The organism is Idiomarina sp. UBA4520 (genome assembly GCF_002388365.1).
Lineage (GTDB): Bacteria > Pseudomonadota > Gammaproteobacteria > Enterobacterales > Alteromonadaceae > Idiomarina > Idiomarina zobellii.
On record NZ_DGMK01000010.1, the window covers coordinates 22,668 to 46,481 of the forward strand.

Annotated in this window: 22 protein-coding genes; 8 read left to right on the forward strand and 14 right to left on the reverse strand. The window is 48.1% G+C overall.

Translation table 11 applies throughout. The features are described 5' to 3' along the window. Nucleotides 1-9: 9 nt before the first annotated feature. The gene (locus B3850_RS03340) at nt 10-2,739 is read right to left on the reverse strand and encodes an EAL domain-containing protein (RefSeq protein ID WP_286874104.1); all 2,730 of its coding nucleotides are present in this window, start codon (nt 2,737-2,739) and stop codon (nt 10-12) included. A 123-nt stretch (nt 2,740-2,862) separates the two neighbouring features. On the opposite strand from B3850_RS03340, the gene B3850_RS03345 reads away from it, so the two are divergent. Then, nucleotides 2,863-3,894 carry a phospholipase A gene (locus B3850_RS03345; RefSeq protein WP_058578556.1) on the forward strand — a complete coding sequence of 344 codons (1,032 nt, stop codon included), beginning with the start codon at nt 2,863-2,865 and terminating at the stop codon, nt 3,892-3,894. 3 nt (nt 3,895-3,897) lie between these two features. Here the strand turns inward: B3850_RS03345 and B3850_RS03350 are convergent, their stop codons facing one another. After that, nucleotides 3,898-5,871 carry a ligand-gated channel protein gene (locus B3850_RS03350; RefSeq protein WP_414654203.1) on the reverse strand — a complete coding sequence of 658 codons (1,974 nt, stop codon included), beginning with the start codon at nt 5,869-5,871 and terminating at the stop codon, nt 3,898-3,900. Nucleotides 5,872-6,021: 150 nt separating this feature from the next. Here B3850_RS03350 and B3850_RS03355 point away from each other — a divergent pair, with 150 nt between their 5' ends. Continuing rightward, nucleotides 6,022-6,879, forward strand: coding sequence for a LysR family transcriptional regulator (locus B3850_RS03355; protein WP_286874094.1), 858 nt, complete (start codon nt 6,022-6,024; stop codon nt 6,877-6,879). On the opposite strand, the gene B3850_RS03360 is transcribed toward B3850_RS03355, so the two are convergent. The 3 genes from B3850_RS03360 to B3850_RS03370 form a co-directional block, all read right to left on the reverse strand. Beyond that, nucleotides 6,853-7,509, reverse strand: coding sequence for an SDR family oxidoreductase (locus tag B3850_RS03360; protein ID WP_286911389.1), 657 nt, complete (start codon nt 7,507-7,509; stop codon nt 6,853-6,855). The two genes, B3850_RS03355 and B3850_RS03360, sit on opposite strands and share 27 nt — an antisense overlap. A 62-nt stretch (nt 7,510-7,571) precedes the next feature. Continuing rightward, the gene (locus tag B3850_RS03365; RefSeq protein WP_286874090.1) at nt 7,572-8,948 is read right to left on the reverse strand and encodes a sensor domain-containing diguanylate cyclase; all 1,377 of its coding nucleotides are present in this window, start codon (nt 8,946-8,948) and stop codon (nt 7,572-7,574) included. Nucleotides 8,949-9,008: 60 nt separating this feature from the next. Then, the gene (locus tag B3850_RS03370; protein WP_286874087.1) at nt 9,009-9,548 is read right to left on the reverse strand and encodes a DUF1415 domain-containing protein; all 540 of its coding nucleotides are present in this window, start codon (nt 9,546-9,548) and stop codon (nt 9,009-9,011) included. A 30-nt stretch (nt 9,549-9,578) separates the two neighbouring features. Here B3850_RS03370 and B3850_RS03375 point away from each other — a divergent pair, with 30 nt between their 5' ends. After that, nucleotides 9,579-10,040, forward strand: a complete 462-nt coding sequence (locus tag B3850_RS03375; RefSeq protein ID WP_286874085.1) for a methyltransferase family protein — start codon at nt 9,579-9,581, stop codon at nt 10,038-10,040. On the opposite strand, the gene B3850_RS03380 is transcribed toward B3850_RS03375, so the two are convergent. Together B3850_RS03380 and B3850_RS03385 are read right to left on the reverse strand one after the other, a co-directional pair. Next, nucleotides 10,041-10,622: a uracil-DNA glycosylase family protein gene (locus tag B3850_RS03380; protein WP_286911390.1), complete on the reverse strand. Its 582-nt coding sequence runs from the start codon at nt 10,620-10,622 to the stop codon at nt 10,041-10,043. Between the two features lie 14 nt (nt 10,623-10,636). Continuing rightward, nucleotides 10,637-11,419 carry a ferredoxin--NADP reductase gene (locus tag B3850_RS03385; protein WP_058578563.1) on the reverse strand — a complete coding sequence of 261 codons (783 nt, stop codon included), beginning with the start codon at nt 11,417-11,419 and terminating at the stop codon, nt 10,637-10,639. A 189-nt stretch (nt 11,420-11,608) separates the two neighbouring features. Here B3850_RS03385 and B3850_RS03390 point away from each other — a divergent pair, with 189 nt between their 5' ends. After that, entirely contained in the window at nt 11,609-12,679 is a 1,071-nt protein-coding gene (locus tag B3850_RS03390; protein WP_286871690.1) for a PepSY-associated TM helix domain-containing protein, read from the forward strand. 2 nt (nt 12,680-12,681) lie between these two features. After that, nucleotides 12,682-13,512 (forward strand): DUF4198 domain-containing protein, encoded by an 831-nt coding sequence (locus tag B3850_RS03395; RefSeq protein WP_058578565.1) that lies wholly within the window; start codon nt 12,682-12,684, stop codon nt 13,510-13,512. On the opposite strand, the gene B3850_RS03400 is transcribed toward B3850_RS03395, so the two are convergent. After that, the gene (locus B3850_RS03400; protein WP_286871685.1) at nt 13,513-14,538 is read right to left on the reverse strand and encodes a virginiamycin B lyase family protein; all 1,026 of its coding nucleotides are present in this window, start codon (nt 14,536-14,538) and stop codon (nt 13,513-13,515) included. It lies immediately after the preceding gene. Nucleotides 14,539-14,633: 95 nt separating this feature from the next. Between B3850_RS03400 and B3850_RS03405 the strand changes: the two genes are divergently transcribed. Beyond that, a complete protein-coding gene (locus B3850_RS03405; protein WP_286911391.1) occupies nt 14,634-16,409 on the forward strand; it encodes an SLC13 family permease in 1,776 nt (591 codons plus the stop codon). Here B3850_RS03405 and B3850_RS03410 read toward each other — a convergent pair. From B3850_RS03410 to B3850_RS03440, 6 genes are all read right to left on the reverse strand, one after another. Continuing rightward, nucleotides 16,406-17,539, reverse strand: coding sequence for a GNAT family N-acetyltransferase (locus B3850_RS03410; RefSeq protein ID WP_286871681.1), 1,134 nt, complete (start codon nt 17,537-17,539; stop codon nt 16,406-16,408). The two genes, B3850_RS03405 and B3850_RS03410, sit on opposite strands and share 4 nt — an antisense overlap. Before the next feature lie 3 nt (nt 17,540-17,542). Further along, the gene (locus B3850_RS03415) at nt 17,543-17,782 is read right to left on the reverse strand and encodes a DUF2442 domain-containing protein (protein WP_053953435.1); all 240 of its coding nucleotides are present in this window, start codon (nt 17,780-17,782) and stop codon (nt 17,543-17,545) included. A gap of 48 nt (nt 17,783-17,830) precedes the next feature. After that, nucleotides 17,831-18,661: a putative RNA methyltransferase gene (locus B3850_RS03420; RefSeq protein WP_286871679.1), complete on the reverse strand. Its 831-nt coding sequence runs from the start codon at nt 18,659-18,661 to the stop codon at nt 17,831-17,833. A 138-nt stretch (nt 18,662-18,799) separates the two neighbouring features. Further along, a complete protein-coding gene (locus B3850_RS03425) occupies nt 18,800-19,009 on the reverse strand; it encodes a cold-shock protein (protein ID WP_053953437.1) in 210 nt (69 codons plus the stop codon). Between the two features lie 233 nt (nt 19,010-19,242). Next, nucleotides 19,243-20,154, reverse strand: coding sequence for a citrulline utilization hydrolase CtlX (ctlX, locus tag B3850_RS03430; protein ID WP_286911392.1), 912 nt, complete (start codon nt 20,152-20,154; stop codon nt 19,243-19,245). Nucleotides 20,155-20,512: 358 nt separating this feature from the next. Then, the gene (locus B3850_RS03440; RefSeq protein WP_088767182.1) at nt 20,513-21,169 is read right to left on the reverse strand and encodes an epoxyqueuosine reductase QueH; all 657 of its coding nucleotides are present in this window, start codon (nt 21,167-21,169) and stop codon (nt 20,513-20,515) included. Nucleotides 21,170-21,310: 141 nt separating this feature from the next. Between B3850_RS03440 and vapB the strand changes: the two genes are divergently transcribed. Both vapB and B3850_RS03450 read left to right on the forward strand, forming a co-directional pair. Beyond that, a complete protein-coding gene (gene vapB, locus B3850_RS03445; protein WP_286871671.1) occupies nt 21,311-21,541 on the forward strand; it encodes a type II toxin-antitoxin system VapB family antitoxin in 231 nt (76 codons plus the stop codon). A gap of 272 nt (nt 21,542-21,813) precedes the next feature. Further along, nucleotides 21,814-23,763, forward strand: a complete 1,950-nt coding sequence (locus B3850_RS03450) for a S8 family serine peptidase (RefSeq protein WP_286871669.1) — start codon at nt 21,814-21,816, stop codon at nt 23,761-23,763. The last annotated feature ends 51 nt before the right edge of the window (nt 23,764-23,814 follow it).

Here is a 23,814-nt window from a genome sequence, read left to right on the forward strand (position 1 = left end):
ATTGCCACCTCACAAACTCTCATACCCACCCCAACCTTCAGGGCATTTCCAGTTTTTAAGCCATGGCAGTACGTCGTTTGCCGGCATGGGTTTCGCAATGCCGTACCCCTGACCCAGCACACAGCCTAGCTCAACCAGTGTTTTACCTTGCGGTTCGGTTTCAACGCCTTCGGCAATAATGTTGAAGTTAAAGGCATCGGCAAGACCAATAATGCCTTTCACAATGGCCAGGTCGCCTTCGTCTGTCAGCATGTCACGGACAAAGCTTTGGTCTATTTTGAGCGTCTGCGCTGGTAAGCGCTTCAGGTAGTCGAGCGCGGCAAAGCCGGTGCCAAAGTCATCCAGAGACACGGCTATACCCATTTTTTTGCATTTCGCCAGCACCTCGGCGGCCACATTAATTTTGCCAATAGCGGCGCTTTCCAGCACTTCTATTTCAAGAAACTGCGGTGACACGTTGGGGTAATGGCGCAAGTGAGTGTTTACAGAGTCCAGGAACTCGTCGTCCAACAGTTGCAGCGCGTTAATATTAACGCTCACCGGCAGCTCAATGCCTTGTGAACGCCATTCATTCACCTGCTTCAGTGCTGCGTCGAGCACCCAGTTGCCGACATCAATGGAGAACGGATGCTCTTCAATAAGAGGCAGAAAGTCTCCCGGTGGCACCAGACCTCGTTCAGGGTCGCGCCAACGCAGAAGCGCCTCAACGCCAATTACCTCGCAGGTTTTCATATTGACTTTAGGCTGGTAAAACAGCTCTAGCTCATTATTGCTCATAGCCAGTTCCATGCGCTGAATAAGCTGCGTTAACTGGGTTTGCGCTTGCTCTCTTTCGGTATCAAACCAGGTTATGCGGTCGCGGCCGTTACGTTTAGCCTGATGCAACGACTGGCTCGAGTGGCGAATGAGGGTATCGGCATCGTTGTCGTCTTTCGGATACGCAGTAACCCCAACACTGACTGTAATATCCATAGTGTATGAGCCAACGGTTATGGTTTCTGACAAGTCCGATTTTATTCGCTCGAGTACCTCATTAACCTTCAGTTCGGTTTCGCCACCCTCAATAACCAATAAGAACTCATCGCCGCTGAGGCGGCCAACCGTGTCCCCTTCGCGTAAGGTTGCGCTAAGGCGTTTAGCGAGCTTTTCTATCACTTTGTCGCCAACGGTATGGCCAAACTGCGCATTAATATTCTTGAAGTTGTCGACATCTATTGAAGCCACCACCACCATTTCGTTTTTACGGCTGGCAATGCTTAAGGCGTGCTCTAAGCGATCGCGCACCAGCAGAATATTGGGTAAGCCAGTCAGTGCATCGTGGTAGGTTCGGTATTCTAGTTCGCGCTTATGAGCAAAGCTGCGTTCGGTCACATCGGAGCTAATGCCCACAAAGTTTTGCACCTCGCCTCGCTTATTCTTAATGGCGCTCATGGATGCCAGCTCCGCATAGAACTCGCCATTTTTACGACGGTTCCACAGCTCGCCCTGCCAAAAGCCGTCTTTTATCAGCTGCTGGAACATAGCTCGATAAAACGACTTACCCTGACGCCCCGACTTTAAAAAGCGCGGGTTCTTGCCAAGCACTTCACGCTTTTTATAACCGGTAATGCGAGTAAACGCGGGGTTCACATCGAGAATGCGGCCATCGGCGTCGGTAATAGTAATGCGGTCCTGCGTATGCTGAAAAACCGAGTCGGCCAGCATAATTTGCCGACGCACGTAGCGTAAAATTAGCCAGCTTAAAAACAGCCCACTGAGCAAAACAATTGGGGAAATAATGGCGTAACGCCACAACTCGTTTGTGGATGACACATAGGAGTCCGACGCAGCTTCCTTAATGGACGTTATTAACCGCTGCTCAACTGCCTGAACCGTCGTGATAAGTTGGGTTTGCTGGCTTATCCAGGTTTCTGCGTCCATAGCCTGCAACAGTTCACCGGGCGTGCGGGTCGCTAACAACCTTTGACGAAACTCGGTGGTTAATTCCGACAGCTCGTCCGCTGATTTGAGTGCGGTTTGGCTTTCAAAACCAATAAGTAAGCTACGTTGGCGACCGGCGTTGTAGGCCAGTTGGCGAATGTCATTCTGACTGATTTCGCCGGTGACTAATGCCTTACCGACAATAGCTCGTTCTTGCCCCAGCAGCTCTCTTAATCGGTTTAATATAAAGTAAGCATTTACTTCCCGGGAAAGGCTAACAATAGGTAAGTCACGCGACAATTCGCTGAGCTGACTGTTGGTCTGTTGAATAACGCTGGTATAAAACTGAATAGCTTCGTCAGCGGTTGCGACTTTGTTGTCGACACGTTCCCGCATGACCGGTAACTGACTGAGCGCATCGGCCGTTGTTTTAAGGCTCTGGTAGAGCGATTGGGTTTCCGGAGTAATTTTAACCGAGCTCAACTGCTGCTTTAAGTGCTCTAACTGCTCATTGGTTCTTTCACGGCTCTGCGCAAGCCTGGCTCGAAACCTTTCGGCGCCAGCATCAGTAATTAAGACACTCAAGCCGCGCTCACGCTGCAATGTGCCTACGAGCTGACCGGCCGCTGTCACCAGCGTAATATTATCATTGAGTGCATCTAGCCTGTTTACCGACTGACGCAGCTCCAGAATGTTAGAGCCTGACATCCAGATGATAGCGATAATCGGCAATAGCAAAGCCGCTGCAAAACGATACGAAAGTGGCAGTTTGTCGAATAATTCGAGCGCGCGATATGAAATACGCTTTCTCCCCCGCAAGTTGAATTCCTTTTTAATCACTTACTTTTTGTAAGTGTATAATAAAACTAACCTGAATGAGTGATCTAAAACTGTTAATTCCGCTATAGTAGACAGAAGCTTACCGTTTGGAGTCGTACCTTTATGAAAACATGGATTCGTCTTAGTGCAACAGCCTCTTGTATGTTTCTTTTTACAATGGCTCACGCACAGCAGCTGTCCGAAATGCAACAATGCCTACTCGATAAAATGAATACGGCAGAAGCAACGAAAACGACCATTGCAGATGTTCGCAGCCAGTGTGAAGAGCAATTACGCAGTGCTGAAGACGAGGAAGTGGTTGAAGTCGATGCCGTGGAAGAGCCAGGTGTGCTCACCAACAGAATGAAAAGTGAAAAGGTCACTCAGTTTGACCCTTACGTTCTTACCCCACACCGCCGCAACTATATGCTTCCCGTGCTCACGACGAACAATATCAACCGCATTCAGTACGCTGACATAGAAGGTTATAAGCAAAACCTCGAAGAATACGAGTCAAAGTTTCAGCTAAGCTTTAAAGTACCGCTCAATAAAGAAAGCTTGTTGTTCGAAGATGACCAGTTTTTCTTTGGCTTCACTGTGCAGTCGTGGTGGCAAGTTTATTCGGACAATATTTCTAAGCCGTTCCGCGAAACTAACTACATGCCTGAGTTTTTCTACGCAACGCCAACCGGATGGCATCCGTTTGGTACCAATACGGCCTTAGTGTTTGGGGCTGAACATTTGTCGAATGGTCGCAGCCAACCACTGTCGCGCAGTTGGAACCGCTTCTACGCTCAGTTTGTCGTTGAAAAAGGCCGTTTTGTGTTTTCGCTTAAGCCGTGGGTTCGTCTACAAGAAGACGCAAAAACCGACCCGCTTCAGTCCAGTGGTGACGACAACCCAAATATTACGGACTATGTTGGCAACTACGAATTCACTACCGCATACAGCGATGGTGACTTCGAGTACATTTTAAAGCTTAACCACGCCATAGACACCGGCAGAGGCTCCGCCGAGCTTAACTGGACGTTTCCACTCGGCGGTAAGTTTATTGGTTATACGTCAATTTTCACCGGATACGGAGAGAGCTTGATTGACTACAACCACAAGCAAACTCGCTTCGGTATCGGTATTGCGTTAAATAACGTACTTTAACGATTAAAAGCTGTAGGCGGCTGACAACCAAAGACGTCGGCCGTCTTCAACATAGCCGTATTCTTCCACACCAATCTCTTTGTCCAGTAAGTTATAGATACCTGCCGCTAACTTTAAATCGCGCGTGACATAATAGTTCACGCCTAAGTCCGCCAATGTGTAGGAAGGCGCAACCAATACGTCCTGCGAAGGGCCTGTTGTTGGCTGACTCTCCTCACCACGATAATGCACACGTAACCAACTGTTCCAACGTTTATTCGGCTTCCAGTTTAACGATGTTTGTATTAAATGCTTAGGCAATTGGTTTAAAGGGTCGCCTGCATATTCGCCCGACTTTTGCTCAGAGTCGGTGTACGTGTAGTTACCTTTAACTGACCAATGGCGGCTTAGTCGTGAATTAAACGTCAGTTCCACACCTCTCGTAACCGCTTCATCGATATTCACGCGCGTAGTTGGCATTGAGCCAAACTGATTCGGTCCGGCATCGCAAACCGTTGCAGGGCAGGCAACTCGAGTTATTTTATCGTCAAACTGGTTATAAAAGACGGTTGCGGAAGTCGACGTGTGACGGCTCCAGTCGGTATACAAACCCAATTCATAGTTGGTTGAGGTTTCTGCCTCTAAGTCTGGGTTACCATAAACATCGCCGCCGCGACTGACCTGGCCCCAATCGGGTGTGGTTTCACGTAAGCCTGGAGCTCGGAACCCCGTTGAAACACCACCTTTTATGGTTGTTGCGCGACTCAAAGTATAAACACCGTAAACGCGAGGGCTCCAATGGCCGCCGAAAATATCATCGTCGTCGTAGCGCACACCTGTAGTTAAGTCGAAACCTTTAAACAACGGCCAGGCCGTTTCTGCAAATACCGACCATTGCGAGCCCTCTACTCGGGTACGATCACTGACTTGGTTGCTGGTTAAGTCTTCCAACTCTTCCTTAAAGTAGGAAACCCCGGTATTGACTGAATTGTCATCAAATAGCGGTAAATTCCAGTGACTCTGAAAGTCGGTATTAGTAATAGTCATTAGACGCGCTTCGTTTTCATATTCGTCGCGTTTTAAATAGCTGCGGGCGCCCACTAACCCCCATTGCCCGTTGTGAGCAATGGACACGGAACTACTGTCATAGACGGTACTTGAAGACTCAGGACACCCGCGGCGACCACATTCTTCACCCGGCGCCAGCAGCTCAACCGTTTTTCCTAAAGACGCGTTAATTGTTTGCTTCGCCGTACCCACCTCAAACAGAATTTCATGGTCCCGGTTTGGTGTATACGCCAATTTCATGTCCGCATCTTGCGCCGTTTTATCTCGAAAACCTTCGACAATTTCATCTTCTAGTCGACGCGTGTAGCCTGCTGATAGCTGAAGCCCTAAAGTATCTTTTATGAGTGAGCCTGCCGTAAAAAAATTTGTCTGATAGCTGTTACCCGACTCCGATCGTTCCTGCAACGTACCATCAACTTTAATTTCAGAGCGCCATTCGTCCGGAGTTTTACGCGTAATGATATTAATAACGCCCCCAATTGCATCTGAACCATAGAGTGAAGACATCGGCCCTCGAATAATCTCAATACGGTCTATAGCGGCCAGCGGTGGCGTCCAGGCACCTTCCACACCAGGGCCATCGCTATTCGGGCGGGTTTCACGAGAGCTCTGACGCTGACCATCCACCAAAATTAAGGTGTAGTCGGCTCCCATCCCGCGCAGACTAATATCCTGACGATCACCACCGCCAGTTACTACAACGCCCGGCGCATCGGTCATGGCATCGGTTAAGTCTTTATAAAAACGCTGTGACAATTCACTTTTGTCGATGACAGAAATAGAAGCGGGTGCCTTTTTAATGTGCTGAGCAACGCCTGAAGCAGTAACCACCATGACTTCCATATCTTTGTGTTTGTGGCGTCGTTTTTCGCGATCGTCGTCTGCACCGTCCTGTGCATGAGCGGTACCCAAGGCAGAAAAAATAGCCATTGAAAGTACACCCAGTTTCAAGCCATTCTTAATAACGTTCACAAATCGCCCCTTTATTTAAATGAGAATAATTTTCATTGGCGATCATAAATGTTAAGATAAATTCATCAACGTCGAAATTCTGAAATACGTTTTAAGCAGGACTAAAACATGAACCCAAAAATGATTCGGTCAATGAAGGCCTTTACCAGAACTGTCGAGTTGAACAGTATGAGTGGGGCCGCAAAGGAACTGCACATGACGGTATCTGCGGTTAGCCAACAGTTACAGCGCCTGGAAAAAGACAACGGTATAGCGCTGTTCCACAGAAACACTCGAACGCTAACGCTGACCGAAGCCGGGAAAGTGTTTTATCAGTCGTGCTTAGATATGCTTAGCATTGCGTCGCGTAATCAGGAACAGTGGGAGGCGTTGACCAAAACACCACAAGGGCAAATTAAAATGATAGCGCCTGTTGGTTTTGGTGGCGGGTTGCTTAGTGAGCCGTTAAAGCAGCTGCAACAAGAGTTTAAAAATGTCCATTTTCAGCTGCACATGACCGACGAGCCTGTTGATTTAATTACCGCTGGTGCAGACTTGGCCATTCGGATTGGCCCTCTTGCCGACTCATCGCTTTATGCAAGGCACTTAGTAGATTGGAACATGATTCCTTGTATTGCTGCTTCGCACCCGGCTGCACAGAACACTATCAACAGTTTTGACGACCTTCCCGAAGACTGCTTTATTGGGCATATGTCGAACTCTTCAGAGCTTGAATTCCCGCAACCGAAAATCATGCTCAACAACATGCAAACTGTGGTTCAGCTAACACTGGATGGCGTCGGCTATGCGTTACTGCCAGAGCCTGAGGTTAAGCACCATATTGAAAGTGGTCACTTACTGCGTTTACTGCCAGATTGGCAAGGCAGTCCGTACAGCGTGCATGCGGTGTTGCCAGTTAAGGACAACATCCCGGCAAAAACTGAACGGACTTTTGAGGTACTAAGCGAGTTCTTTCATAGCCTGTAAGGACTGCTGAACGTCACTGTCGCCTGACATCAAGTCAAAGGCTTTATGTTCTGTTCCTGATTCGTCAAGGCAGCGAAACAATACGTTCGCTACATCTTCACGAGGCACTGAGCCCGGAGCCAGTGACTCGCCTACAACCACTTTGCCGCTGGCAGGGTCATCCGTTAAGGCCCCGGGACGCACTATCGTCCAATTGAGGCTGCTACGCATTAACTCTTTGTCGGCATAATGTTTCGCCGCATAGTAAGGTAATAGCTGTTCAGCCCAGTTTTCGCGGTTATTAGCTTGCCATGCGCTGACCATAATAAAGCGTTTCACGCCGATGTTCTCAGCAGCTTCAACGGTTTTCACTGCACCGTCTAAATCCACTAAAAGTGTTTTATCATCACCCGTGCCAGCGCCAGAGCCTGCTGTGAATACAACCGCATCTGCGCCATTAAGAGCAGTCTGCAAGTCGTCAACGGAACCCTCTAAGTCGGCTAACCTGGCTTCAACACCTTTCTCTTCCCACGATTGTTTTTGTTCCTGCTTCCGTACTACAGCAACAACCTTGTGTTTGTCGTCGTTTTGCAATTGTTCGACAAGATGCTGACCAATTTTTCCATTCGCACCGATAACCGCAACTTTCATAATTCACCTCCAATTTTAACTGTCTGATCATACGCATTGAAGGCCCGGATTAGATCGCTACGCTACTTTGACCAAACAATGCAGTTTCGGCCTGCGTGCTTGGCTTTGTACAGAGCCTGGTCGGCGCGGCGGTAAATGCTGGACACATCGTCATTTGTCTCGCTGGTGGTCGCGCCGATGCTCACTGTTGGGTTAATGACCTCGCCGGAATCCAGGGTTACAACGGTTTTCTCTACTGCTTCGCGAACACGCTCTAGTACTGCTGAGGCGTTGTCTTTGTCCGTGTAGGGCAGGATAATCATAAACTCTTCGCCACCGACCCGAATCACAGTGTCACTGCCTCTTAAGCTGTCGTTCATAGCGTTGGCACCAGCTATCAGCACTTGGTCACCGACGTCATGACCATAGGTGTCGTTAATGGACTTAAAGTGGTCAAAGTCGATAACGGATACGACACAGCAACTGTCTTTGTAGTGGGTTGCCAGCCCCTGCTCCAGCATTTGCATACCTGCTGAGCGGTTTTTTAAGCCAGTAAGGGAGTCAGTGTAAGCAATTAACGCCATATCATCGCGTTGACGCATGAGATCTGATCGCACAGCTTGCTCTGCAATAACGGTCTCAACGGCAGTTCCCATCATGCGAACCATCTCAATTTCCAGCTCACTGAAGGCTTCCCGGCGTGTCGTTTTCTTAGCAAAGCCCAGTACGCCCCAAACAACGTCATTAATAACAATTGGAGTACCGAGATAGGACTGTAGACCATAAGTTTGGAAGGACTTGTGGTCTTTAAAGCGTTCGTCTTTGTCGGCTTCGTTGGTATGAACCAACTCGTTCTCTGCTAACACAACCGAGCAATAGGTTGTGTCTAAAGGCAGCTGGGTGCCTGCTTCCAGGTCTAACTTTGCCGTTTGCACCCACTCAATGGTGTATACGCCATCAATGATGGAGCTTGCGGTGCCAATATCTACGTCTAAATAGTCCACGCCAAACTTTAAAAGTTCGTCAATAGAGGCAGGGTCAATTCTACGACCGCGCTTGTGAATAATGTCATGAATGGTGCGCATTAAGTCGACAGAAGCATAGTACTCTGTCACGTCTTCAATAATGGCATAAAGACCGACGGTCTTATTGTTTTCATCCAGCTCAGGAATATAACGGACATCTAAAAAGCATTTGCGACCGTCCCTGAATTTGACGGTTTCCGAAAAAGAATTAACCTTACCGCTTTTAAAAACTTTGTCGTGCCGCACTTTAACGCGGGCGTAAGGCTCGTCATCCAGAACATCAGCGACATAGCGCCCCAGCATATGCGCCTTTTTAAGGCTAAAGAACTGGCAGTAAGCTTTATTGACATAACGGTAGCGCCGCTTTTCATCAATGAAAGCGACCATAGTGGGTAGCTTTTCCAGAATTTTATTCGATAGCTGACGCTCTGGCATAATATTCACCTTTAATCTTCAATAAAGAATAGCCTACGCCATTCAATTCATCAGCCCAAGTTAACCGTTTAAAATCTTTACAAAAAACTCGGCCCCTTTGCGACGGCAAAATTCGATATTGCGCTCGGGTATAGACTCGGGGTCGTCGTACTGCTCAATCGCCTTTTCTAAACTCGCTTCGCGTAATAAGTGCAATGTCGGAAATGGAGAGCGGTTAGTGTAATTGGCCGGGTCGTCCTGTGGCTCACCGTCAAAGCAGTAGTCTGGATGAAAATGCGCTAGTTGATAAACGCCTTCATAGCCTTCCTCTATAAGCAGCGCGTCGGCCATGTCGACCAAGCCTAAAAAGCCATGAAAACCTTCGAAACCCTGGGGAATAATAAAAAGTGTGGTCTCGGTTTCAGGTGTTTCGTCTAAGTGCTTCGCTTCATCCAGCAACTGTTGTAACACTGAAGCTATGTCCGGTTGCTCTGCAACAGCGTAGCGAATACTTTTGCGCTCAACTTCGCGGCGCGCAAACGGGCAGATATTGTATTTCACAATAAGCTGTTGCACCCAACGCTGGGTTTGCTCAATAATCGTAGGTATCTCGGCTGTCATTTTAGTATCACCAAAAGGAGGCTTCTGTATATGAAGTCTTTAGAGCTCAAAGTTCCACCCGTCATTGTTGTTGCCATAGTGGCTGGACTTATGTGGTTAACGGCGCATTATACCGCAGAGTTAAACGCTTTCTATGTTGGCCAGCGTGCTGCGGCTATTTTCTTGCTGGTACTGGGTGTATTACTGCCTTTACTCGGTGTTATGAGCTTTCGCCGCGCGAAAACGACGGTCGACCCGAGAGACCCGAGTAAAAGCACCGAACTTGTCACAACAGGCATTTACCAGCGAACCCGAAACCCAATGTATCTCGGCTTTTTCTTTATGTTAATGGCCTGGGCCGTGTTTTTAGGCAGTATTCTGTCGTTATGGGGGCTGGTGTTATACGTTGCGTACATGAGTAAGTTTCAAATTCAGCCGGAAGAGCGCATTCTCACAGAAACTTTTGGAGAAGCCTACAAGAACTACTGTCGGGAAACCGGCCGGTGGTGGTAGTCATTCACTCAGTAGCGCAGAGACTCTTTCTTGCAACATCGGAATAATGCTGTCTTCAAACCAGGGGTTGCGCTTTAACCACAAGTTATTACGCGGGCTTGGGTGCGGCAGTGGCAAAACCTCCGGCCAATAGCTTTCCCAGTTTTTTACTCGCTCGGTGAGCGTTTGTTTTGGTTCGTCAATGTGCCAGCTTTGTGCGTACTGCCCAATGGCCAACGTCAATTCTAAATTTGGCAGCTGCTGTAATAGTTTCTGCCGCCATGCCGGAGCACATTCTGGGCGCGGTGGTAAGTCGCCGGATTTGCCGGCTCCCGGATAGCACAGCCCCATTGGGATAATGGCCAGTTTTTCAGCGTTATAAAAAGTAGTTTTATCAACGCCCATCCACTGGCGCAGCCGGTCGCCACTGGGGTCGTCAAACGGCTTACCTGAGGCATGGACACGCCGGCCGGGGGCTTGGCCTGCCACTAAGATCTTCGCATTAGGGTGTAACTGGACAACCGGCCGAGCTCCCATTGGCAATTCAGGTTCGCATAGCGTGCATTGACGAACCTCTGTCAGCAAATTTTGCCAGGAGCTCATGATTACCTCATTGATTATTTCTCAATAAATGCCTGCTCTATAACGTAATCGCCTTGTTTGCGCGAAGTGGCTTTTGTAAAGCCTCGCTCATTCAGTATAGCCATTAAGTCTTGCAGCATAGCGTCGTTACCACACAGCATAAAACGGTCATGCTCGGGGTTCAAATCGGGCATGCCAATGGTACGCGTCAGTGTGCCTGAGGTCAGTAAGTCTGTAATTCGCTGCTGGTGTGCTTCATCTCTGAATGGCTCACGCGTTACGGTTGGATAATAAATCAGCTTCTCTTTTACCCAGTCACCAAAAAACTCGTTATTCGGTAAGTCTTCACCGATTTCTTTTTGATAGGCCAATTCAGAGACATAACGTACACCGTGCACGAGAATCACCTTGTCGTATTGCTCGTAGATATCCGGATCTTTAATCACACTCATGAACGGCGCTAGCCCTGTACCGGTACTCAGCAAATACAGGTTTTTACCCGGTAGCAGATGCCCCGGAACAAGGGTGCCGGTAGGGCGCGTCGACAGCACCACTTCATCGCCAACCTGAATATGCTGCAAACGTGACGTTAATGCGCCATCGGGCACTTTTATGCTGAAAAACTCCAGCTCTTCTTCATAGTTGGCGCTGGCAATTGAATAAGCGCGCAGCAACGGCTTGTCTTCAAGTTGCAGTCCCATCATTACGAACTGGCCATTTTCGAAAGTGAAACTTGGCTTACGGGTGGTTCTAAAACTGAATAGGGTGTCATTCCAGTGGCGTACCTGAGTGACGGTTTCGGCAATAGTACTTCTCATGAAAACTCCTGCTTCTAACTCCAGCTCTTGGAGAGACTACGGCAAAAGTGACGCTTTGCGTTTAAAAACTAAAAAATCACTTAATTATTTCTAAATTGCGAATAAGAATGATTTTCATATAGACTAACGCCATATTCATTAAACATCAAATAAAAGCATTGGTTTAGCCAATTCTAACAGCAGTAATTTATGGCGCGCAGAAATAGATCAAGAAAACGCGGCTGGTCATTAAAGGACTGGCACTGGATAAGTTCGGCGGTGTGTCTTATTGGCATGCTGCTGTTCTCTGTCACCGGTATTACCTTGAACCATGCGGGGTGGATAGAGTCTGCGCCTAGCATAGAAAGCCATGAAGGGTCTCTCCCTCAAAAGGACTTGGAACGGCTGGTGAATGCGTCAGGGAATGACACTCTGCCAGCTTCTTTTCACCGCTGGTACGAAGACAAAACGCAAAACAGCTTGAGTTCAAACGCCCAAATTGAATGGAGCGATTACGAAGTGTACGTCGCTATGCCCCGGCCTGGCGGCGACAGCTGGTTCAGCGTCGATTTAGACAGCGGTGCTTTTTATTCTGAAACTACCGACAGGGGCTGGATAGCTTATTTTAACGACTTGCATAAAGCCCGAAATACCGGGTTCTTGTGGAGCTTATTCATCGATATTTTTGCGATCGCCAGCATTGTTTTCACTATTACGGGGTTATTGCTTTTGAAAAAGTACAGTAAGGGCCGAAAATCGACCTGGCCGCTGGTCCTGGCCGGATTCATCATCCCATTTTTCGCAGTCATTGGTTCTGCTCATGCTGCGGAAAACGAATTAACCGTAGAAATTCCGCGTCTGTCTGTGGCTGAGTATCACGTGCCTTATGTCGCGGTTTGGTTAGCCAACGAGCGACATCAGCGTGTTGTCGACATTGCCGTTTGGTATGACACGAACCTTGAAAACAATGAAGGCGAAAAGTGGCTGAAGGACATGCGTCAATGGTGGCGCCGCAGCGGCCGTATGGCCGATATGCCAATTGATGGTGTCTCCGGCGCAACCCGACGCCCAGGCGTTCAGCGCGTAGACCTAACCCCCATGCTGAGTAAATTACCCGAGCTTAGTGACGGCAACTATTACCTATACGTAGAAGCAGCCCGCGAGCTTGGCGGACGTGAAATGCTGCGCTTGCCGTTGTCTTTACCCCTTAACAACCCAATATCCATAACAGACAGCGGCGAGCACGAACTCGGCCGTGTGTCCCTAAAACTGGAGCCTTAAGCATGAAATTATCTTCTGTAATAACGACAAGTCTTGCTGTGTTGACGCTGTTTGCCAGCGCCAGCAGTGAAGCACACCGTGTTTGGATTAAACCAAGCGCTACCGTTGTATCCGGCGACTCTGAGTGGGTCACCTTCGATGCCGCAATTGCGAACGGCATTTTTTACCCCGATCATTACCCATTGAGCTTAGACAGAGTCGAAGCTATGGCACCGGACGGGTCTGCAGTGACTTTAGAGAACGGTTACAAAGGCAAACTACGCTCGGTGTTTGACATAGAGCTCGAAAAAGAAGGCACATACACGGTGTACTCAGCTAGCTCAGGGTTATCGGCTCGCTGGGTAGACGATAACGGCGAACGCCAATACTGGCCGCCACGTGGCTCGCAAAAAACCAATGACGATTTTTATAAAGAAGTCCCTCAGGACGCCAAAGACTTAGAAGTCAGTGAACGCTCACATCGAGTTGAAGCTTTTGTAACGTCAGGCGCGCCGACCTATGACACTTTAGGCCCAACCGGTAAAGGCTTAGAGTTAGAGCCAGTAACGCACCCTAACGACTTATACACCGGCGAAAACATTACGTTTAAATTTACAATGGACGGCAAAGCCGCTGCTGGCACTGAGCTGGTCTTGGTGAAAGGTGGTGAACGGTATCGCGATCGTTCAGAGCCAACCAAGCTGACAACCAACGAAAAAGGCGAAGTCAGCTTCTCTGTTGAAGAAGCGGGTATGTACTGGCTAGAAGCTGAATACGCCGATAACAACGGCAAAGCCCCGGCGACCAAACGCCAGGGCTCTTATGTTGCCGTGTTAGAAGTGTTGCCGATGTAATTAATCGGCCGTAACAACGGGTGGTTCGCTTAGACGGACCACGCCCAGTGTATTGGCGTCGGTGCCGAACCAAATGGAGTCGGTGCCTTCGTCATAGAACATGTGACGAACGGTACCGCCGCCACTTTCTAGCTCGATAGGCTCTGAAAATTCGTGAGTTTCTGTGTCAAAACCCACTAGACGATTCGGCTGCACGCCCGTTTCGACAAACCAAACATCATTACGCTTGTCGACCGCCATACCGTATGGACGAGAATTACCGGCAGCAGGTGCACGCCAGTCTTTGTTGTCGCCAGTTACATGATCATAGCTACCGACGTACCCCTGGTTATAATCGACATACCAAAGCGTTCCGTCATCGGTCATTCCCAGGCGACGAGGTCGCGACTTTTCTCTATCCAGTTCAAATTCTTTTAGTTTGCCATTCTCGACGGTTGCGAGTTTATTCGTACCAAACAGAGTCGCCCAGGGGCGGTCATTTTCAACGATAAGGCCATAAGGTCGTGCTGACTCTGTCGGCACTTCCCACAGCATCATTTCGCCACCATTGGTTTCTAAAAAGCCAATTTGATTACCGCCCTGAACCGTAAACCAAATGTCGCCAGCTGCAGTGAAGTCCATAGTATGACTGTCTCTGGGGCCGCTACCTGGTAATTCAAATTGCTTAATATCGCCAGTGCCCGGGTCAATAAGACCTATGTGTTCTTTTAAGTTCCCGGCGTACCAAGCGCCTCTGTCATCGACAATAACGGTGTGAGGCCCTGCGCCGTCAGGCAAGTCGTAGCGTTTGAATTCCTCTGTTTCTGGATTAAAGGTTGCTGCGTAGTGGCTTCCCTGACCCACAAACCAGACCGTGCCGTCATGCACCCAAGGGTCACGAGGCCGGGAGTCCTCCCACGGCACCTGCCACTCCTGAATTTCAGCATTCGCCAATCCAGATTCTTTGTGGTCATCACTGTTCGCCGGCGCACTGCTTATTCCCGCCAGGCCAACGACTACTGCACTTGCTAAACTAAGGTACTTCATCGTTATGCCTCCTGAAATAGGTGTTCATCTAAATATTGCACCCGATCGTAACTTATGCAATGTTCATTGTATAAATAGTAAACGGCGGGCTTTGTATGCTGGATCAATGGCTTATTGGTATTATCTTGCTAGCAATGCTGGCCTTGTTCGTCATTGATAAATGGCGTTATGACTTAGTTGCCATGATGGCGCTGTTGTCGGCAGCCGTTTTGGGGTTAGTTCCAGCCGCTGAAGTTTTCAGCGGTTTCGGTAATGCGGCCGTTATTACCGTTGCTGCGGTACTTATCATTAGCCATGCATTATGGCGCTCGGGCGTGGTTGACGCTTTAGCTTCAGTCATGAAACGCGCGGGCGGCAAGCGCTGGATTCAAATGATAGCGCTCACTTCTGTCACGACCGTCTGTTCAGCGTTTATCAGTAATACCGGCACCATGGCCATAATGATCCCCGTTGCACTCCAGCTGGCCCGAACCAGCGGCAATAACCCGTCTAAACTGCTCATGCCCATGGCATTTGGCTCTTTGCTTGGCGGCGCGATAACCATGGTGGGTACACCTCCTAATATTATTATTGCTGACATTCGCCGGGAAGCCATGGGGGAGTCTTTTGGCATTTTCGAGTTTACTCCTGTGGGCTTGAGTATTGCCGTTGCCGGCCTGTTATTTATGTGGCTACTCAGCCACTGGTTGGTTCCTGAAAAAAGTGGCAAGTCCAAGTCAGAGTCTCTGTACGATGTCAGCAGTTACCTTACTGAACTGTATGTCCCGGAAGAGTCCGGGTTTATTGGCGAAACGCTGTATGAGTTGGAAAACCGCACCGAAGATGACTTTGTTATTGTCGCGCTGCAACGGGGCGAAAAACGCTGGTCTGCACCCGCCCGGTATCTGCGTTTAAAAGCCGAAGACGTATTAATTGTCGAAGCCAACGCAGAAACCATTCAGCACGTTATTGACGGTACAGGACTGGAGCTTAACGCCGAAGAAGACATTGATGATCGCTTCTTAAAGTCTGACGATATTACCGTCATTGAAGGTATTGTTGGCCACGATTCACGGCTTATTGGTCGCTCTGCCGCCGACATTAAACTGCGCAGTCGCTATGGCATAAACGTTTTGGGTGTAGCGCGGGAAGGTCAAAAACTGGGGACAGCGCTCGGTAACATCCGTTTCAAACCGGGAGACGTGCTGTTACTTCAGGGCGACGCCGAAATATTGAATGACGTATTTCAGCGCTTTGGCTGTTTCCCGTTGGCTCAGCGAAGCCTGCGCATTGGTTCTTCTAAGCAACTGATGTTGCCGCTGGGTATTTTTGCTGCAACGATTTTATCGGCCGCCTTTGGATTACTCTCGGTGCCCGTCGCCTTCTCATTGGCTGCCGGACTTATGGTAGTGACTAATATTCTACCCCTGCGAGAGCTATATGACGCTATCGACTGGCCTATTATTGTGTTGCTCGGCGCGACCATACCGCTGGGCTCGGCATTGGAGCGCAGTGGTGCCGCCGATACCATTGCCAACGGAGTGCTTTATATCAGCTCTGGCGCGCCTGAATTTGTTGCCGTTGGCTTGCTTCTGGTTGTTACCATGTTGCTGTCGAATATCGTTAATAACGCCGCTGCCGCCGTACTTATGGCACCTATCGGCATCAGTATGGCGAACAGCTTCGGCGCCAGTATGGATCCTTTTTTGATGGCCGTCGCTATAGGCGCTGCAGTGCCATTCTTAACGCCAATAGGCCACCAATCGAACATTTTGGTAATGGGACCAGGCGGCTATAACTTCAGTGACTACTGGCGGCTTGGCCTGCCCTTGTCGTTGATTGTCGCCGCCGTGGCTCTGGTGATGATATTGCTGGTGTGGCCGCTGTATTAACCGCGGTCTTTATAAGGCAAATAAGTTCGCAATGTTTTTAGGTGTTCGCGTAACGCTGTGCTTTCATCCCGACAATACTGTTCAATGGCATCATTAAGAGGAGACGGCGTAAACCGATAAAACCCTTCACGAAGCACCGGCTCAAAGCCTCGATGCAGCTTATGTTCGCCCTGCGCACCAGCGTCAAAGTAGCTAAGGTTATGGTTTATGCAGTATTCAATACCCTGATAATAACAAGCTTCAAAATGTAGAAACTCAAGCTCTTCCTGACAACCCCAGTAACGCCCGTAAAGCGTGTCTTCACTTTTAAAGCATAATGACGCCGCAAGCATTTCGTCATTTCGGTAAGCCGCAAAAACCACAATATGGTCAGCTAAATGTTGACCCCAAAGTTTGAAGGTAGTCGGGGTTAAATAACCTCCATGACCTGAGCGTTTTAAATAGGTGCGCTGGTAAAACACAATGAATTGATGCCAAAAATCTGCGGTTAATTCGGTACCCTGTAAGGTTCGCATTTCGACATTTTGCTCTGACACCTTTTGCCGCTCTTTGCGTATAGACTTGCGCTTGCGTGACACCAAAGCCCCGAGAAAGTCGTCAAAGGAACTATAACCTCGGTTCTGCCAGAGGAACTGGATATCAAAGCGTTGCCACCAACCTTGTTCTGCCAGAGCCTCGCTTACATTCGGCTCAACGTACAAACACTGCAAATTGCTGACATCGTGCTCCTGCATCAAAGCAGATTCAATAACCGGTAGAACATCAGCAGCATTAACGCTCTCGGCAGTTGCCAGGCGGGGCCCCTGACACGGAGTAAAAGGTATAGCATTTATAAGTTTGGGGTAGTACTGAAAACCATAACGCTCATAGGCCTCAGCAAAAGCCCAGTCAAACAAATACTCGCCATAGGAATGCGTCTTTTTAAACCACGGCATAATGGCAATCAGTTTGTCACTGTTATCATGTACCGCAACATACTGGGGCAACCAGCCACGCTGCGGCCCAAGACTACCACCCTGCTCAAGCGCCAACAGGAAATCATATTGCGTAAACGGATAGCCACTGTTGAACAACCCGTTCCAGTCCGCCTTGGATATTGGCGTTATTGTAGAATGAACAACGGCACGCATGGGTTAGGTGCTTAAAAGCCCAAGCACACTGATATCTTCGTCCAGACGCGGCCAATGAATGCCCTGGCCGTTGCCTAATAATTGCCAATCATTACGTTCTTCTTCCGTGGCAGCTTCCAAGCGAGGAAACCAAACAATGGGAGCCGAAATTTTACGTCCGTCAGCCAGTTCAACTTCGAGCGCAGCTTCGGTAACAGATACATTCACTGCAACAGGGTGGCGATCAATTTCTAAAGTATTCATCCCAAGCCTCCAGAAGCTCTTTTTTATGTTGAGGTTTATCTTAGCAAACTATTTAAGGCTAAAAACACGTACCCAGACATCAGCTGTTATGGCCAAGCTTTGTAGCTTTTCTGCCTTTTCTATGCCTTCTTTACTAGCTCGGTAGAGGTGTGGTGTCATGGTGAGTAGGTCATGTACGGCTTCAGTATCAGGCAACTCAACTTTAAAGCTGATTCTCTCTTCTGATGACAAAACCCAACCTTTTTCAGAGACTGGTAAGTGTTCGGATTTTGCTTTTATTTCTGGGTAAATTATTCGTTTGAGTTCGATTAAGTGCTCAGAAGCCGGATCAACCATAATCAATCGACCACCAGGTTTTAAAACCCGTTTAAACTCAGCTTCAACAGGGAAGCCAAACACGCACAAAATAGTATCGACACTATTGTCTGCCAATGGAATCGCGTTATTAGATGCCACTATCCAGCTCAAGCGCTTATCTTGCTTTGCGGCTGTCTGTACCGCCCATTTTGAAATATCCAAAGCGGCCACACTTAACTCTGTACCTTGTTGCTCGGCCTGTTCAACAAGATAGCGCAAGTAATACCCTTCACCGCAGCCCGCATCAAGTAAAGCCTGTGAGCCCATTGCTAACACTGTATCAGCTAATGCTTGCGCCAGCGGCTGGTAGTAACCTTTATTCAAGTATTCCCGCCTTGCCTGCACCATCGCTTTGCTGTCACCGGGGTCTTTCGAGCGCTTATTCTGTACCGGCAGCAAGTTGACGTAACCTTGCTTCGCAATATCAAAGCTATGACCATTGTCGCAGCACCACGTACGCTCATTCAGCTGCAAAGGCTGTTTATCTAAGGGACAAATGAGTTGGTCAAACGGTTGTATCACGGCGGAAGCTCTTATTCATTTTAAAACTTAAGTTTACGGGGTTTCGCGACAAAATTCAGGCACAAAAAAAGCAGCCCGTAGGCTGCTTCTTAAATTTGGTTCGCTTAAAGCGACTTCAAGGGCTCTATCCGCAAGGAATTACAGCGCTTGAATGTTCTCAGCTTGAGGGCCTTTCGGGCCTTGGGTCACTGAGAAAGAAACGCGTTGGCCTTCAGCTAAGGTTTTGAAACCGTCGCTTACAATCGCGCTAAAGTGAGCAAATACGTCTGCGCCACCTTGCTGCTCGATAAAACCAAAACCTTTTGCTTCGTTAAACCACTTAACAACACCGTTTACTGTATTAGACATAATAATATCCTGAAATTTTTAAAACTATAAAAGTACCGGACCGAGACAATCTCGACGCCGATGATCGTGCGGGGTAAAAAATGTGAAACTTAAAACTACAGGACGAGACGATTACTTCTAATAATGTGACGTAGAGGAGTGTTTAACTATCTGTTTCTTATCCAACGCCGCCCACTGTACGCTCATTTATTATAATGTCAAAGAATATTTTCAATTTATTTTATAAAAGTGATTTATAGTAAAACTGGGCTAAAAATCTGCGCCAGCATGCATCGAATTGAACCGCCGCCCAGCTCGATGGTCGGTACTTTAATGGGCACTAACGTCACCCATTTCTCCAGTTTTTGGATCTGATCGGCACTTAAAGCGTTATAAGCGGTTTTAGAAATAACCAGTAATTTGCGCCCATCTGCCTCTAACTCCAGAGTATTACCTGCAAAGTGCTCTATTTGAGCTTCAGTCAGCTGAACCAGCTCTTTACCACTTGCTGCAACCGTATCCATAAAACGGTGCCGTTCGTGGTCATCGCGAATCATCTCAACAGATGCCATGACAAACTCACTACCAACGGCCATAAGCACATTGGTGTGATAAACCGGCTTGCCGTCTCGGCTGGTTGCATTGAACGCCACGGGTTTGTAATTCAGTTTTAGGCAAAGCGCTTTCAGCACACTTTCGTGCATACGCTTAGATCGGGCGGCATAAGCAAGCTTATGTTCATGGTCGAACACAATAGACCCTGTGCCTTCAAGAAATACGCCGTCGTTTTCCTGCGCGCTTAAATCAATAAGCTGTTGATAGCCATATTCATTACGAAGAAATTCAATAATGTCCGGACGACGCTCTTTGCGGCGGTTTTCACAATACATAGGGTATAAAACCAGCTCGCCAGAGGCATGAGTGCTGAACCAGTTGTTAGGGAATACCGAGTCAGGTGTTTCTGTGGTTTCATCTTCAAATAAGTGTACCTGAACACCATACTCACGCAGCTTACTGACTGCTTCAGTCACTTCGTTGTAAGCCGCTTCAGCAACGTTAACGCCGTCTTTCGCCAGCGACTGAAAAGCATTATCGCCCATAGTTTCCGGGTTCGATGCAAAGTGATGCGGGCGCACCATAACAACGATATTCGAAGACTGACTCATATAGTTAGGTTCATAGAAAATTTGCGCGCATTTATAGCAAGTTGCAGAGGGCTTAGCAACGGCCAAAAGAAAAGGGCAGTGTTGTTGCACCGCCCTTTCTGTGATTACGCAGTTAACTTACCAAGCGTATTTAAGACTTAGTTCAAAATTACGCTCTGCGCCGAAGAAGCCTTGATTATAGAAGTCGATACTTGAGTAATACTTCTCATCGAACAGGTTATTGACGTTCAGGCTTAGATCTAAGTTCTTACCTGAGAGTGTTCAATATTCAGCAACAGTAAGTTACCAGTTCTAATAGGTTAAACACTTTCACGTGTGGCCCCGGACGTCTCTCTTCCCAGCGTCTGGGGCTTTTTTTTTAATCGGCAGTATAATACTCCACACCAATTTTAATGCGATCGCGCCCGTTCTGCAGGCGCCAGCGGTTGGTATCGCGAAGCGAATAAACACAACCACAATACTCCTGCTGATAAAAACGTTCACGCTTGGCAATTTCCACCATACGGGCAGAGCCGCCTTTTTTACGCCAGTTAAACGTCCAGTAATGCAATCCGGGATAACGCGCAACCGCACGCTGGCCACAGTCATTTATTTGCTGCATGTTTTTCCAGCGTGAAATGCCTAAACAGCTGGTAATGGTGTCAAAGCCGTTTTCATGTGCGTATAAGGCTGTGCGTTCAAAGCGCATATCAAAACAAACCGTGCAGCGCTCACCACGCTCAGGCTCCCACTCGAGACCTTTCACTCGCTCAAACCAGTTTTTGGTGTCGTAGTCGCAATCGATAAAATCCACACCCAGTTTTTCGGCAAACCGAATGTTTTCTTCTTTACGCAGCAAATACTCTTTTTCCGGGTGAATATTCGGGTTATAGAAGAAAATCGTGAACTTGATGCCCGCTTCAGCCATACGCTCCATGACTTCACCCGAGCATGGCGCACAGCAGGAGTGTAGTAAAACGTGGTCGGAGCCTGTTGGCGTTTCGAGTACAATCGACTCTTGTTTTTTCTTGGACATAACTTTTCTGCACTACTGAATTTAAGCAGAGTATAGCCGAAATGAATGAACGCAAAAACCAAAAACCTAAATGACGTATTTGACAGTTCATATAGTTCAACTATACATATGTATATTCAAGTTGGATATACAAAATAGATTATGACCAAAACAACCCTTTTCAAAAGCAATAAAACGCAAGCGGTTCGGTTACCAAAAGACGTCGCTTTTTCTGAAGACGTAAAAGAAGTTGAAGTGTTAGTCGTTGGCGAAAGCCGAATTATTACTCCAGCGAAAACCAGTTGGGCTTCTTGGTTTAGTGGTGAACCTGCCAGTGACGACTTTATGGTTGAGCGTGAGCAGCCTCAAGAGCAGGAGCGCGAGCAACTATGAATTTACGATATATGCTCGACACCAATATCTGTATTTACATTATGAAGAACCGGCCTGCCTACCGATAACCTCTGGTTAACCTCTGTGTCATTTTTGTTAAAATTTAAACAATCTTTACGTTCTCACCCTTTAAATTGTTCATTTTTTGTTATTAAATGTTGCAAATGATGTCAAACGACGTCATTTTCAGGCAGCCAAACGTCGTATCCCCTGCTGCTTTCATTCATGGCTTCTTACAGCCACTCATTAAAAAAATAAGAGACAAATTAGATATGAGAAAAATTCAATATCTTACACTGACTGCTTTAGCAGTATCAGTTTCATCGGCTTTTGCTAAACCTCCTGACCATTCACAAGCGCAGCCGCTGGTAAAAGAGCAGGCTCAAATTCAAGCGCAAGTGGACAGCTCAGCACCTCAGCGTTACATCATTAAATTTAAAAATAATGGTAACGCGGTCAACAAAATGGGCAACAGAGGACGTTCTGAATTGGCCATTTCGCGTGCAAACAACGTGGTCAGAAAAGCTGGCGGTAAGGTAAAACTCAGCATGCGCCACAACTTGGCGGTTGCCGCCGAGCTGACTGAAAAGCAGAGAAAGCGTCTTGAGAAGAACCCAAACATTGAATACGTTGAAGTTGACCGTATCCGTCGTTTTATGGCGCAAGACGTGCCTTACGGCATTAGCCAGGTACAGGCTGATCAGGTCGATGACAGCGTTGCTTCTGCGGCCGCAGGTGGTAAAAAAGTCTGTGTTATCGATTCAGGCTTAGAGCTACCACACGAAGACATGGGTACTTTAGGCGATACTATTAACGGCACGAATGATAGCGGCACAGGCAACTGGTACGACAATGGCGGTCCTCACGGAACGCACGTTGCCGGTACTATTGCTGCACTCGATAACGGTTTTGGCGTTCGTGGCGTTATTGGTAGCGATCCTAACCTGCATATTGTCAAAGTATTCAACTCAAGTGGTTGGGGCTATTCGTCTTCACTGGTTTCTGCTATTGAAACTTGTGCCGACAACGGCGCTGATGTTGTTAACATGAGCCTTGGCGGTGGTGGCTCAAGCCAGACTGAAGCCAACGCGATGCAAAACCTGTATAACCAAGGTGTTTTATTGGTCGCGGCAGCGGGTAACGACGGTTCTGCTTACAGCTCAACTGACCCAATGTCTTACCCTGCGTCTTACAACGCGGTTATGTCCGTTGCGGCTGTCGATAGCAGCAAAAACCTGGCGTCTTTCTCACAGAAGAACAGCCAAGTTGAAATTGCCGGCCCGGGTGTTGATGTTCTTTCAACCTACCCTGAAGGCACTGGTCAGCAAGGCAACTACGGCACCATGAGCGGTACCTCTATGGCATCACCTCACGTTGCGGGTGTTGCGGCGTTGGTTTGGTCACACCACCCAACCTGTAGCGCTCAAGAAATTCGTAACGTGCTAAATACAACAGCTCAAGACTTAGGCGACTATGGTCGCGACGTTAAGTTTGGTTATGGTTTAGCGCAATCTAAAGACGCTATTGACTACATTGATGCAAACGGCTGTGACGGAACCGGAGGACCGGGTCCTGATCCTGAGCCGCCAACAGGTGGTGAGCTGACGAACGGCCAAACAGTCGGTAACTTATCTGCATCTACTGGTAGTTCGTTATACTACACGTTAGACGTTCCAGCAGGAGCAACTGACTTAAGCTTCAACATTAACGGTGGATCTGGCGACGCTGACCTGTACGTGCGCTTTGGTGCGGACCCAACCCAGTCTAACTATGACTGTCGCCCATACCGCACCGGTAACACTGAAACTTGTACTATTTCTAACGTACAAGCCGGTACTTACCACGTTATGCTTAACGCTTACTCAAGTTTTGACGGCGTTAACCTAACTGGTTCATTCACTGCACCAACAGACGGTGGTCAAGGTGGTTCAGCGAGTGCAGACAACTTGTCTGGCGCGAGCAACGAATGGACACATTACTGGCTGGATATTCCTGCTGGCATGTCATCGTTGAAAGTGAATATATCTGGCGGTAGCGGCGATGCTGACCTTTATGTTCGCCGTGGTAGCGAGCCTACTGAGTCAAACTACGAGTGCCGTCCATACCGTTCAGGTAACAACGAAACTTGTGAAATTGATAACCCAGCAGAAGACCGTTGGTACATCAGCATTAAAGGTTACCGTGCTTACTCAGGCGTAGACCTATTTGCTGAATGGGAATAAGTTTCTCCATTGAATGAAACTACTCGTTAAACTCAAAAGGGCGCCAAATTG

Excerpts from the sequence above, each read along its gene's own strand:
- B3850_RS03370 (WP_286874087.1), bottom strand. The coding sequence starts at position 9,548 with ATGACAGCCGAGATACCTACGATTATTGAGCAAACCCAGCGTTGGGTG.
- ctlX (WP_286911392.1), bottom strand. The coding sequence starts at position 20,154 with ATGAGTCAGTCTTCGAATATCGTTGTTATGGTGCGCCCGCATCACTTT.
- B3850_RS03405 (WP_286911391.1), top strand. The coding sequence starts at position 14,634 with ATGCTGGATCAATGGCTTATTGGTATTATCTTGCTAGCAATGCTGGCC.
- B3850_RS03415 (WP_053953435.1), bottom strand. The coding sequence starts at position 17,782 with ATGAATACTTTAGAAATTGATCGCCACCCTGTTGCAGTGAATGTATCT.
- B3850_RS03360 (WP_286911389.1), bottom strand. The coding sequence starts at position 7,509 with ATGAAAGTTGCGGTTATCGGTGCGAATGGAAAAATTGGTCAGCATCTT.
- B3850_RS03425 (WP_053953437.1), bottom strand. The coding sequence starts at position 19,009 with ATGTCTAATACAGTAAACGGTGTTGTTAAGTGGTTTAACGAAGCAAAA.
- B3850_RS03400 (WP_286871685.1), bottom strand. The coding sequence starts at position 14,538 with ATGAAGTACCTTAGTTTAGCAAGTGCAGTAGTCGTTGGCCTGGCGGGA.
- B3850_RS03395 (WP_058578565.1), top strand. The coding sequence starts at position 12,682 with ATGAAATTATCTTCTGTAATAACGACAAGTCTTGCTGTGTTGACGCTG.
- B3850_RS03345 (WP_058578556.1), top strand. The coding sequence starts at position 2,863 with ATGAAAACATGGATTCGTCTTAGTGCAACAGCCTCTTGTATGTTTCTT.
- B3850_RS03355 (WP_286874094.1), top strand. The coding sequence starts at position 6,022 with ATGAACCCAAAAATGATTCGGTCAATGAAGGCCTTTACCAGAACTGTC.
- vapB (WP_286871671.1), top strand. The coding sequence starts at position 21,311 with ATGACCAAAACAACCCTTTTCAAAAGCAATAAAACGCAAGCGGTTCGG.
- B3850_RS03440 (WP_088767182.1), bottom strand. The coding sequence starts at position 21,169 with ATGTCCAAGAAAAAACAAGAGTCGATTGTACTCGAAACGCCAACAGGC.
- B3850_RS03450 (WP_286871669.1), top strand. The coding sequence starts at position 21,814 with ATGAGAAAAATTCAATATCTTACACTGACTGCTTTAGCAGTATCAGTT.
- B3850_RS03375 (WP_286874085.1), top strand. The coding sequence starts at position 9,579 with ATGAAGTCTTTAGAGCTCAAAGTTCCACCCGTCATTGTTGTTGCCATA.
- B3850_RS03365 (WP_286874090.1), bottom strand. The coding sequence starts at position 8,948 with ATGCCAGAGCGTCAGCTATCGAATAAAATTCTGGAAAAGCTACCCACT.
- B3850_RS03410 (WP_286871681.1), bottom strand. The coding sequence starts at position 17,539 with ATGCGTGCCGTTGTTCATTCTACAATAACGCCAATATCCAAGGCGGAC.
- B3850_RS03350 (WP_414654203.1), bottom strand. The coding sequence starts at position 5,871 with ATGGCTATTTTTTCTGCCTTGGGTACCGCTCATGCACAGGACGGTGCA.
- B3850_RS03380 (WP_286911390.1), bottom strand. The coding sequence starts at position 10,622 with ATGAGCTCCTGGCAAAATTTGCTGACAGAGGTTCGTCAATGCACGCTA.
- B3850_RS03390 (WP_286871690.1), top strand. The coding sequence starts at position 11,609 with ATGGCGCGCAGAAATAGATCAAGAAAACGCGGCTGGTCATTAAAGGAC.
- B3850_RS03385 (WP_058578563.1), bottom strand. The coding sequence starts at position 11,419 with ATGAGAAGTACTATTGCCGAAACCGTCACTCAGGTACGCCACTGGAAT.